Origin of the sequence: Pseudoalteromonas arabiensis (assembly GCF_001550155.1) — a bacterium.
Classification (GTDB): Bacteria; Pseudomonadota; Gammaproteobacteria; order Enterobacterales; family Alteromonadaceae; genus Pseudoalteromonas; species Pseudoalteromonas arabiensis.
Window position 1 is genome coordinate 340,242 of the sequence record NZ_LRUF01000008.1, and the last position, 12,566, is coordinate 352,807.

6 protein-coding genes are annotated in these 12,566 nt (G+C 41.1%); 2 read left to right on the forward strand and 4 right to left on the reverse strand.

All coding sequences use genetic code 11. The features are described from left to right. The gene (locus PAARA_RS04155) at positions 1-2,166 is read left to right on the forward strand and encodes a M3 family metallopeptidase (RefSeq protein WP_062567806.1); all 2,166 of its coding nucleotides are present in this window, start codon (positions 1-3) and stop codon (positions 2,164-2,166) included. A 115-nt stretch (positions 2,167-2,281) separates the two neighbouring features. Here the strand turns inward: PAARA_RS04155 and PAARA_RS04160 are convergent, their stop codons facing one another. After that, a complete protein-coding gene (locus PAARA_RS04160) occupies positions 2,282-6,295 on the reverse strand; it encodes a rhombosortase-dependent M36 family metallopeptidase (RefSeq protein WP_062567807.1) in 4,014 nt (1,337 codons plus the stop codon). 124 nt (positions 6,296-6,419) lie between these two features. On the opposite strand from PAARA_RS04160, the gene PAARA_RS04165 reads away from it, so the two are divergent. Continuing rightward, a complete protein-coding gene (locus tag PAARA_RS04165; protein ID WP_062567808.1) occupies positions 6,420-6,914 on the forward strand; it encodes a hypothetical protein in 495 nt (164 codons plus the stop codon). Here PAARA_RS04165 and PAARA_RS04170 read toward each other — a convergent pair whose 3' ends face one another. The 3 genes from PAARA_RS04170 to PAARA_RS04180 form a co-directional block, all read right to left on the reverse strand. Next, positions 6,915-7,616 carry a M15 family metallopeptidase gene (locus PAARA_RS04170; RefSeq protein ID WP_245219882.1) on the reverse strand — a complete coding sequence of 234 codons (702 nt, stop codon included), beginning with the start codon at positions 7,614-7,616 and terminating at the stop codon, positions 6,915-6,917. It abuts the gene before it with no gap. 50 nt (positions 7,617-7,666) lie between these two features. Continuing rightward, a complete protein-coding gene (locus PAARA_RS04175; protein WP_245219884.1) occupies positions 7,667-9,280 on the reverse strand; it encodes a sensor domain-containing diguanylate cyclase in 1,614 nt (537 codons plus the stop codon). A gap of 132 nt (positions 9,281-9,412) precedes the next feature. Next, positions 9,413-12,274, reverse strand: a complete 2,862-nt coding sequence (locus tag PAARA_RS04180; RefSeq protein ID WP_062567810.1) for an FAD-binding and (Fe-S)-binding domain-containing protein — start codon at positions 12,272-12,274, stop codon at positions 9,413-9,415. Positions 12,275-12,566: the final 292 nt, after the last annotated feature.

Below are 12,566 nucleotides of genomic sequence, written 5' to 3' on the forward strand. Positions count from 1 at the left end.
ATGAAACACGTACTCGCAACCGCGATTAGCTCAGCGTTATTATTAACGGCCTGTTCTGAGCCACAAACAACTGAAAATAAAACAACAACTAAACAAGTTGCAACAACCGCTGACGTTGAGCAAGCAAACCCATTATTTACAAAAAGCGTATTACAATACGAAACACCTGACTTTAGTGTCATCAAAGATGAGCACTTTATGCCTGCTTTCAATAAAGGCATGACTGAGCAAATGGCTGAAGTACAAGCTATCATTAGTAATCAAGCTAAGCCTGACTTTCAAAACACCATTGTTGCCCTTGAGCTAAGTGGCGAATTACTGACTCGCACCCGCAGCATTTTTTATAATCTAGCAGGGAGTGATTCAAACCCTAAGCGTCGTGAAATACAAAAAGAGCTCGCACCAAAGCTTGCTGCACATAACGACAATATCTTTTTAAATAAAGACTTATTTGAGAAAGTCTCTGCTGTATATGCTGAGTCAGATAAATTAGCATTAACCGCTGAAGAAAAACGTCTTTTAGATGTTTACTACAAGCGTTTTGTACGTGCCGGTGCGAAACTAACCGCGGAAGAAAAACAACAGATCCGTGATATTAATACAAAACATTCAAGCTTAACGACTCAGTTTTCGCAGAACTTATTAGCACTGACTAAAACGAACGTTGTGCTTGTTGATGACAAAGCTGAACTTGAAGGTTTACCTGCAGGTCAAATTGAACAGCTTGCTAATGCAGCAACAGAAGCGGGCCACTCTGGCAAATACCTAATTAAGATCACCAACACGACACGCCAACCTATTTTAGCGACACTTAAAAATCGTGATTTACGTGAAAAAATTTGGCGTGCCTCAGCTGAGCGCGCACTTTCTGGTGAAAACAGTAACCGTGAAATCGTTGCAGAACTTGCTCAGTTACGTGCTCAAAAGGCTAAGCTACTTGGTTATGATAGTTGGGCGGCATTCGGACTAGAGTCACAAATGGCGAAAACGCCGCAGGCAGTATTTGATATGTTTGCAGGTATGATCCCTGCGTTAATGCAAAACGTTAATGCAGAGGCTGAAGCGATCCAAGCTAAGATCGATGAGTCAGGTGAACAGTTCAAACTACAACCTTGGGATTGGTTATTCTACGCAGAACAAGTTCGTAAAGATAAGTACAATCTAGACGAAAATGCAGTGAAAGAATACTTTGAATTTAATCGTGTGCTAGAAGACGGTGTATTCTTCACCATGAACCGTTTATACGGTATTACTTTCAAACCACGTAACGATATTCCAGTTTACCATCCTGATGTTAAAGCCTATGAGTTATTTGATGAAAACGGTAACAGCTTAGCCATTTTCTTTGCTGACTACTTTGCTCGCGAAGGTAAGCGTGGCGGTGCATGGATGAGCTCATTTGTAAAACAATCAGGCCTTAAAGAACAAAAGCCTGTTGTTGTTAATGTAATGAACATTCAAAAAGGCGCAAATGGTGAACCTACGCTTATCAGCTATGATGAAGCGACAACTATTTTTCACGAATTAGGCCACGGCTTACATGGCATGTTCTCTAAAGTAAAATACCCTATGCTTTCAGGTACGTCGGTATCACGCGACTTCGTTGAGTTCCCGTCAACGTTCGAAGAAGACTGGGCAATGTACCCTGAAGTTATCGCAAACTATGCGAAACACCATAAAACAGGTGAACCAATTCCTGATGAGTTACTGAAAAAAGTAATCCAATCACGTAGCTTCAACCAAGGTTTTGATACGTTAGAATATGTTGCTGCTGCACTTCTTGATATGGAATGGCACTCACTACCTGCAGATGCACCATTGCAAGACATTGAAGAGTTTGAGCAACAAGCACTTACAAAACATGGTGTAAATGTACCATTTGTACCACCACGTTATAAATCAGCATTCTTCTCACACTCTATGGGTGGCGGCTACTCAGCTGGTTACTACGCATATATGTGGAGTGAAATTTTAGCAGCTGATGCGTTTGCTTATGTACAAGAGCAAGGCGGTTTAACTCGCAAAATGGGTGACAAATACCGTAAAGAAATTTTAGAAATGGGCAACTCGCGCGACTTAATGGAATCGTATAAAGCATTCCGTGGTCAAGAGCCTGACACTTCAGCATTATTAAAACGCCGCGGTTTAAAAGCGACAGTTCAATAGTTTTGTAATGCCACTTTTTACTTGCCATGACATGAGCAGGTAAGTCCACAGAAACTAAAAAAGCCCTTACAGAGAACTGTAAGGGCTTTGTTTTTATCACTGTCTGATAATTAACTTAGCGTTTGCGGCGACGGCCTACTAACGCTAATGGAGCAAGTAGTAAGGTCAAGAAACCAAAACTACCACTGCTTGATTTTCTAGGCTCTGGGGTTTCAACCACAGGCTCTGCTTCATTTGTAACAGCAACCGTTACTTGCTCTGACACGGATGCAACACCATCGCTAACAACAACCTCAAAGACGACCTCTTCATCTGCTGAGATTGAGCCTGGAGTGAAACTTAATGTTGCAGTATCTTCGCCTGATAATGTTGCTGCTGAACCACTTACTTGCGTCCAAGCATACGTTAATTCATCATCACTATTGCGATCAGTTGCAGTTACACTTAACGTACCGGTTGCAGACTCAGAAATACTTTCATCGCCAGACACGCTAATCACTGGCATTGCATTATCACATGCAAAAGTGTCACCCGCGATAACGTTTGATAGTATCGGTGTTGTTACATTGGTAAATGACACATTATCAATCCACCAACCAAACTCTCTCACTGCGTTATCCGATGATAAACGGAAACGAAGCTTCGCACGGTTACCATTTAACTCAGTACCAAATCGAATTGTTTCGTAATTACCATACGCACCATTCTCATCAATATTATTGCCTGTAAACGTATCACGGTCTTGAATTGCCTGTGCATCATTTTCAGTCAGCGGACCATCATAACCAACATCAAATGTGCCCCCCATTTCAGTGACATCAACCCAATTACCACCATTTACGCTGATCTCAACGACACCACCATCCCAATTTTCTTCAATTAGATAGAAATGCCAGAATGACACTGCAAACTCGCCAGCAAAACCAATCTCAAACTCTTTAGTTTCAACAGCAACGTCAGATTCAAAATCATTGTTATTTAGGTACATGGTTTGCTCACCAAGCCCAAAACCAAAAGTATTGAAAAAGGCTACGTTGCCATCATTAGCCATGCTTTGAGTGCCCTCAGCTAGGTCGCCACCCGTCATTACATTTTCTTTAAAGTCATGAAGTGACGTAGCAGCGACTTCCATGTTATCCGAAGTTTGAGAACCAACAGGTGCTTTTGCTTCAAAGTCCATGTTAACCGTATATGAGAGTGTCTCACTTGCTGCTTCAACAATTTCATCATCAGCAGAAAGCTCTGGGAATGACACTTGAATCTCAAGGGTATCTGCCGTACCAGCGTCATTAAGTGTAAACTTAATCGGCGCACTTGTAGCCGATGTGAATGGGGTCATCTCATCAAACGTGATTAAGCCATCATTTTCAAAAGTAACATCATGGTTACTAACAACGCTCAACTGTGCTTGTGTACCTGTCAGTGTTTCACTACCTGTATTGGTAATGCTCACGGTTAGTGTGCCGGTTTCACCTTTATCTAGAATGTTATCATTCGAGCAATAACCTAACTCTGCACCGTTAAAGTTATTATTTACGCTCACATCTTTAAGAGTAAAGCTAGCAAGCTCCATATCATCAGATTCAACCACACCGGTTAAGTCAGTGCTGAAGCGCTCTGGAGCAACAGCGCCTAAACCCATACCACGCTTAGCAAACGCACCTAGAATTAGCTCGTAGTCGTTTGTATCAACAGCATAAGCAGCAGCTAAGATAGCATCACGTGCTTCTGTGTATAGCGGCGCAATTGGTGTTAGTTTATAACCCGCAACAAGGTAGTTTGCCATGCGATTTTGTGCTTCTTCAAAACCATGCTCGTTGATTAGTGCAACATAGCTTTCCCACAACATTGTTGCCCAAATTTCACCGGCAGCATGAGGCGAAGCCACATTTGTTGGCGCGATACCAACGTCCGCTCCTGCATTTTCAGTAATGTGACGGAAAGACAGTGGGTTTACTTCCATGTTTGTAGAATATGGAACACGGCGAATACCAAAATAGAAGTCTTCTACAAATGTACCGCTACCGTAAGCTTTTTGGAACTTGTCGTTACCAACAATGTTGATATCGCCTGCTTTAGCAATAAACATAAGTGAGTGGAAATCACCCCAGCCTTCACCCATGGCACGGCCTTGGAAGTTGATAAGACCAGACGAGTTACCGACTAAACGGTTACTAATATAGTGACCCCATTCGTGTGCAATAATACCGTTATCTAATGTGCCATCTTTTAACGTTGCTTTGTTAAACATGTTTACAGTTACAACATTACCTGCATCTATCGCGTCATACATTTTATGACCATCGGCAAAGTTAAGTCCCATGTTTGGAATAAGCACGGCATCATCTTCACCGCCCATAGGTGCAGGATCATCGGTATTAGGATCATTATTTACAACGATTGCACCAATAGCGCCCGCTTCTTGAGCGTGGAATACTTTTGCAGTGAAGTTACACGAACCACGGTCAACTAACGCAATTTTACCAGCTAAATCTGCTGCATTCGTTGCAGGCTCACAACCATCCGTTACACTCCCTGAATCAACATCATTACCATCGATTAGACGTACAACTTCAGCGGCTACGTCTGCAAACTGACCTTGACCAAAACCAGAAACTTGCGTTGACTCAAGAAGACCAATCGTTTCATCAGATGTAACTACAACACCAAAATCGACACCTACTTTCGCATCTTTTGAGTTGTATAAATACATTTGCATACGAGGGCTTGCACCATCTGCTGGTGTAGACATATTTGCGTTATTTAGACCGCTGTTATCTTGAGCTTGCGCTTCAATAGGATCGCCTTCTACACCACCACGGCCATAGTTAGATACTTGTGCAACATTTGATGTTTCGTCAAAACCATGATCATAAAAGAAATCGTGTAAGAAGTTGTTCATGTAGAACAAGTTAACGATTGCTGCCTTACGGTTATCATAACTATTAGCAACCTGATCAACTTGATATGGGTAGTCAAAAGTAAAATCAGACGTTGTTTCAGCGGTAAAGTCACCCTCAGTAAAACCTTGCGGTGCAATAACATCAGCATACGCAAATACGTTATTACCTGATGTAGTCGTTGCATCATCCTCAAGCCACGGGTCCATTGTGCTCAGCTTACTGTAGTAAGATAAGCTAACTAAAGGTGCATCTAGGATTTCAGTTTCATCAACTTGATCAGGGCCATCTGCTGGGATTACGTCACCATGCGGACCTTCCCATGGGTAACCATCTGCATCAGCCCATACACGATAGTTAAAGTCTGCCGCGTGTGCTTTTAAGTCTTTTTTGAAGTAAACCTTATTGTTGTCAGCACCAATAACATAGCTGAAGTAGTCGCTATCTAGACTATTTTTATCGGCAACTTCAACTTCAACATAATAAGCTGACTCAAGTTGTCCGTTAACTTCAAAAAATACTTTCTTCGCACGTGGTTGACCAACGACAACTTTTTCACCATTTTGGTTAGTTACATTGTACTTAACATAGTCGCCTTGCTCTGTAGACTTAACCAGCGAAACATTGATATCTGCTAACTCTTTAATAGCACGCTTAATACTTTGCTCAGCACCCACAAATTTAGCAAGTGGTGCAAATGATTTAGTCGCATTTGAACTAACGTTAGCAAAGTAACCAGAGCCAGCTACTAAGTTTTGCTCTTTATCCATGATTAAATTGTATTCACGGTTGAATACTTCAATATCATGTACTTTTTGCTTGTATTTAGCCGTGATTGAGCCCAGTTTTTGCTCAGATAAATCCGTTAATACGGCGCTTGATATACCTTTCTTAGCTGTACTTACACCCGTTAGCGCATTCAAATAAAAATCTGCAGCGTAAGCATTGCGTTGCTCTGGTAAAACAACTGACATATCTGGTTTTGCTTGACCAACAGCCTGCCATAAGAATGTTGCTTTACCTAATTGAGCATCAAAAATAGATTTATGACCCGATACAGTGCGGCGCTCAGCTAATGCACGTTGCTGAGTTATTTGTGGATTGAATTGCGCGTGTGAGCTTGTACTAGCGGCACTGTAGAAGCGAGTTTGTTCACTTGCTTGTACTTGTGATGATGCCAAAATAGCCGTTACTAATGTTGCTACAGCGCTTACTTTAAATTTAGCCATGCATAAGTTCCCTGTTGTTATATTTTTAATTTTGGTTAACAATTTAACCAACTATAATGTACCTAAAGCTGTTAATAAAAAACAGTAATATTTGTAAATAAAAGTAACAATAGTAGGAGATTTAATGCACCAGATTAATAAAATACAACTAATTGCAGTGTTATCTATGTTAATTTTAGGTTGTCAGAAAGATGAAAGTGTAAATAAAAAGGAAGGCACACCTAAAAATACAGCGCTTCAAAAAGAGCAAAATACACCACAAACCACAACAAAAAAAACTGAAGAGTTAACGAAAACGAGTAATAATTCTGTTAATAACAATGGTGAAAAACTAACTTACAACTCTGAGCAGCTTTTAAAAGGAACCATCGTCTTTAACCACGCAAATTCAGAGCAAGGGACGGTGACTGGTACTGTGTTTATTTCACTCAAAACCAAAGAAGCATCTTTAGCACTGCTAGACACCTATCAGTTAAAAAGGGTAGCTGAGCATACGTACAGCTTTTTTGTCGATAAAGATACTGATTTAAAAGTAGTCAAAACTGAATTAGAAAAATACCCAGAAGTCGGTATTGTTGAAATTGGGGTGGATTACACACCCATTAGCGAAGTACGTTAATTATTTTATTACAAAGTTAAAATAAGTCGCAGGGTAAGCCTGCGGCTGATAAGTGAAATGCCACCATTCCATTGAATACGGAGCAAAACCCGCATCACTCATAAGTGTTTTAAGCTTATAACGATTAGCTTTTTGAGTGGCACTAATTCGAGGATCATCCGTATTTGAAAGCGTATCAAACATGTCAAACGGTGATGCCATATCAAGCTCAACACCATATGCATCAACTAACGTTAAATCAATGGTTGAGCCACGGCTGTGGCCTGATTTAGCAGCAATATAATCACCTAACAGCTGATCTTTATTAAGGTTAGGATAAAACTCAGCTTTGGTGCGCGTATCACTTAAATCATTAACCCAACGTACAAAATGATCAACAGCGCGCTGTGGACGATAACAATCGAATATTTTTAAATTCAATCCCTCTTTCTGAGCCGCCTTTTGTACGTTTTTAAGCGCATTCGCTGCGGTTTTGTGCAATAAACATTTAGGCGCAGTGTAACCATCAATAGGAGCGCCCACAAAGTTATGACGCCCAAAGTAGCGAATATCTAAAACCGCGTTAGGAAGGAGTTCACCAACATCAATAAACTCACTACGCTTATTCTCATTCGTCTTAGCTTGCACTGCCGATGTATTGAGTAAAATGACACTCAACACACAAGCCATTTTCATTAAACGAGACGAACTAATGGATACCATGTGATTTTCCAAAATAACCTAATGGTGTTTACTATTGCATATAAAATAACTTATTCCAACACTGGCACTTCAGACACAAGTGGAAGATCTTGGCAAAATGTAGCATCAAGTACACAACGATTTCGACCTGTTTTTTTAGCTTTGTAGAGTGCTTGGTCAGCTAATTTCATCACGTCCTCAATACTAAGCTGTTCCAGAGGCCAGCCTGAAATACCAATCGACACATTAATACAACCCACAGGTTCTATATAATATTCAGACACTTGCATTCTTAAGCGTTCAGCAAGCTGATAGGCACGTTTTGCCGTAACCTTTGGCATAATAACGATAAACTCTTCCCCACCTGTGCGAGCGACAACATCCCCTTCTCGCGTTGCATCAACCAATAACTTAGCCAGTGATTGCAGCACTAAATCTCCAATATCATGGCCAAACTCATCATTGACGCGCTTGAAATGATCTATATCGATTGCTAATACTGCAAATGGGCATCGCTGTGCCATCAAATGGCTTAATCTGATATCCAAACTTCTTCGATTGTGTAGGCAAGTCAAAGGATCCGTCTGTGCTTCATGCCTCAGTAGGCCTATTTTACTTTGCAAAAGCCCCACTCCCTTGAGCATCGCATTTCTTAACTCGTTACTTTCATAGTACCAAGAGCGAAGTTGCTTAAGTTCTTGCGATGTTGTTGGTCTATCTAATGTGCTCGCTGTTTCTGCCAGCTGTTTAAGTGGCTGCGAAATAAGTCTTGCTAATACCCAGATGAGTATAAAAGTAAACAAACCGATTGGAGCAGTACGTAAAAAGACCTGCCACATAAGCGTATCAAGCGGCGCAAGTGTGCTTTGGAGGGGTCTTTGCGTGACGACTCCCCAGGGAGCCACCGACAAAGGTGCGTACCCGGCAAGCATTTCAATACCCTGACTATTTTTAACGACCTGTGTGCCAGCGTGACCACTTAAAACCGATTCAATAACTTCATTATCAAATACTTGCTCGCCTATACGATGTTTATTCGGGTGGTAAAGTAAACGATTATTCTCATCCACGACATACAAGTACGAGCCATCTTGATAGTAGTGAACTTGCAATAATTCATTCAAAATACTGGCACGTTTTAAATATAAAGTACCGCCAACATAGCCGATAAACTCCCCTGTTTTATCAAACAATGGCTGTGACATAAAAATAAGCAGATTACCAGCCATGGAAATGTATGGCTCACTTATCATTGGCCTACGGTATGATAACGCGGCTTTAGTACCAAAACTGTCGACCTTGAGGTTTTGTAAGTTTAATGAGGCTGGAGAAACGCCTAAAATATTGCCTTTTTTATTTACAATAATCGTAGAATTAAAACTATTGGTTTGTAACCTTAAGCGTTCGGTTTCAGCATTAATTAACCCTTGATTATTAAAATCTGCCTCTAATATTTTACCAACATAAGCAAGTTGTTGTTGAGCAGCTAGTAAAAAGTTATCTGTAGCTGACACCAGTTTAGCTGCATAAGCTTTATGGTTATTTAGAGTTTCATTGATAAGTTGCTGTTTTTGAACTTGGTAACTTGAATAATAACTGTTAAGGAAAGTAATCAGCGTTGCCGAAAACGCTAGCAACAAAATTAAACGATGCAGGTTTAAACCTGTTCTAAGACTATTAAGCACGGTATTTTTCTCACATTAAACCCAATATCCGTATCGGGTACATCTAATACCTTTATATTAGCAACTACTACTTTGTACCTCTATAGGACTTTTGTCATAATTTGATTTAGCGCAAGAAAAAGAGCAAATACTCTACTCGTTACTTTGCTGATCTAACAAATACAAAATTGACTGATAACTAACGCCACTGTGCTCAGTTAAACCAATTTCACAGCTACGACTATTTGACACGCCGCGACGACAGTTCTTTGGTACTTGTTGTTTAAGGGTTTTTAAGGCGTTGCTATTTAGTTCAGGCAAGTTAAAGCCCTTATCACCAGCAAATCCACAACACTCTATATCTGCTGGAATAATCACCTCATTACTACATGCCTTGGCAAGTGATACTAGGCTTTGTTCTTTACCTAATCGCTTAGAACTACAGGTAACATGGAGCATCACCGGCTCATTCACGGGCGTAACCTGTAAATTAGGCAGTAAATGTAGAGCCGCAAAATCGGCACTTTCGTAAATTGTGAGTGCCGTATTTTGTGCGGCATTAAGAGTGGTGAGCGCACAAGGGCTGGCATCAAAAACGATTGGATATTGGCCCTTATTTGAAAGTGCCTCAAGCTCAGTAAGTAACTGCTCACTCTTATTTTTAGACTCTTTGTTAAAGCCTTTACTAGCAAATGGCATACCGCAGCAAAGTGAATCAGCGTGCTTCGGTAGCACCACATCATAGCCTGCTTTTGCAGCGAGTGAACAGATTACATCAAGCAGTGAACGCTTATCATCGGCAAGTTTATCAGCCGCAAAAACCCGACTTGCGCAGCTTGGCATATACACCAACTTTTTTGCTTGTTGGGATTGTTGAAACTGCCTATTAATTGGCTGCTCTGCTCTTGGCCATGCCGAGTAATACAGCGGCGTACTAAGCAACTTATTAGCAGATTTGCTCAGGCTTATTAGGTTACTACTGCCAATTGCTTTTTCAAGCACCTGCGTGACGGTTAAGCCAAACCGTGTACCAGAGGCAACAACCGCAAAATGCTTGCTGGCAAAACGTGATAATGACCGCGCAATCTTGTTTGATGAGGCTTGCTCAGCTCTGAGTGATTTTATAAATTCGCCCGTGTTTATCCCCACGGGGCATTTAAGGCCGCAAAGACCGGTTGCCGCGCACGAATCAATACCAAGGTATTTAAAATCGGCCTCGATAACACTAAGCTTTTGATTTAACTTCTGCTTGTTCGCTACATCGTCGGTTGTTAGTAATTGATTGTGTAGCTCGGTGCGATGTCGCCATAAAGTAATACGCTGCCTAGGTGTTAAGGTAAGTCCTTTTGATGGGCAAACAACTTCGCAAAAACCACACTCAATACAGGTATCAATAATATCATCACTTTTAGGCATAACTTTTAAATGCTGAGTGTGGGCATTTTTGTCGTGATTAATAATAACCCCAGGATTAAGAATATTCTGCTTATCGAATAATGCTTTAAGTGCAACCATCACCGCAAAGCCATCGTCTCCCCATTCAGTGGCAACAAACGGCGCCATGTTGCGGCCTGTGCCATGCTCTGCTTTTAATGACCCTTTTAGTTCAACCGCCACTAAGTTCGCCACATCAGCCATAAATTGCTCATATCGGTTTACTTGCTCGTGTGTGTCGAAGGCTTGGGTGAATACAAAATGCAGGTTTCCGGCCAATGCATGACCAAAAATAATGGCTTCATCATAATCATATTTGATAAATAATTGATGCAGCGCATTCACACCTTCAGCTAATTTATCAAGGGTAAAGGCAACATCTTCAATAATCACTGTGGTGCCTGTTTCGCGCACCGCACCAACCGCAGGAAACGTGCCTTTACGGATATTCCAAAGTGCCGCATTACGGGCAGTGTCTGCAGAAAACTCAATCACTGCCAGTTGGCTTTGCTTAAACTCGGCAAGAAGTTGCTCGGTGATCTTAGTGAGCGCATCAAGAGCCTGTGCATTTTCAGCTCTTAACTCAATTAAAAGTGCCGCTGACTGCTCTGGGTAACTGGCCACTTCTTTTGGCATTATGGCATGCTCAGACACCGACATCAGGGCGCGTTTATCTAGTAGCTCAACCGCAGCAACATCAAGTTCACTCAGCCTTTGTACCAGCTCACACACCTTACTTATATCGTTAAAAATAAAGAAGCCTGTGTGTTTGTACTTATGCTCAACCACGGTGTGGTAGGTGATATCTGCAATAAAAGCTAACGTACCTTCAGAGCCAATAATTAAGTGCTTAATGATTTCGATTGGCTCAGCAAAATCCAGCAGCGCATTTAAACCATAACCTGTGGTATTTTTTAAACGGTATTTATGGGCAATGCGCTCACTCAAGTCTGGGTTTTGCTTCACACTGTCAACCAAACTCATTAACTCATCAACAAAGCGACTATGGCTTTGCAAGAAGGCATTACAGCTTTGACTATCAGCCGTATTAAGCACAGTGCCATCAGCAAAAATTAGGGTCATATCTTTTACTGTGTGGTAGCTGTTTTGCGCCACCCCACAGCACATACCCGATGAATTATTTGCCGCCATACCCGCTATTTTACAGCTATTAATTGAAGCGGGATCAGGGCCAATTTTTTTACCAAATGGGGCTAACACTTGATTTACTCGAGCGCCAATGATCGCCGGTTGTAAGCGTATTGCATCGGCATCATCAATAATCTCAAACTTGCTCCAACTATCGCACAATAAAACCAATACCGAATCGGTAATTGCTTGCCCAGATAAACTCGTTCCGGCGGCCCGAAACGTGATGGGGACTTGTTGCTCGTTGGCAGCCATGATCACGTGTCGTGCTTGATTCTGATTGCTAACTAATACAATTAACTCAGGAATTAATCGATAAAAGCTCGCGTCTGTCCCAAACGCATAACGGCGCGAGTAATCTTCTATTAATGCAGACTCTGGTAAAAAAGGTTTAATTTGCTGTTTAAATGCGTGCAATCGAGCTAAAGCCATCTCGCCCCCGAGCTTGTCATATTTACGCTGATGAATATGGAATATATTATTACTTTAAATTGACCTAAAAAGCGACCCATTAAATTGATAAATTATCAACTTGCCAAGGTTTTTATCGGTATAAAGGGTTGGTTATTTAAGCCTATTAGCCCAATTTGGTGATCTAACTTAGCTTTTTGCAGTCGGACAGAAAAACCGCTAGGGTAGCAAAAAAATACTGTATTTATATTTAAAAACCCATTAATATCAAGAATAATTTATTCTAAAAACTAAATAAGCGTTTTGCTTTGGA

Excerpts from the sequence above, each read along its gene's own strand:
- PAARA_RS04170 (WP_245219882.1), bottom strand. The coding sequence starts at position 7,616 with ATGGTATCCATTAGTTCGTCTCGTTTAATGAAAATGGCTTGTGTGTTG.
- PAARA_RS04180 (WP_062567810.1), bottom strand. The coding sequence starts at position 12,274 with ATGGCTTTAGCTCGATTGCACGCATTTAAACAGCAAATTAAACCTTTT.
- PAARA_RS04160 (WP_062567807.1), bottom strand. The coding sequence starts at position 6,295 with ATGGCTAAATTTAAAGTAAGCGCTGTAGCAACATTAGTAACGGCTATT.
- PAARA_RS04165 (WP_062567808.1), top strand. The coding sequence starts at position 6,420 with ATGCACCAGATTAATAAAATACAACTAATTGCAGTGTTATCTATGTTA.
- PAARA_RS04155 (WP_062567806.1), top strand. The coding sequence starts at position 1 with ATGAAACACGTACTCGCAACCGCGATTAGCTCAGCGTTATTATTAACG.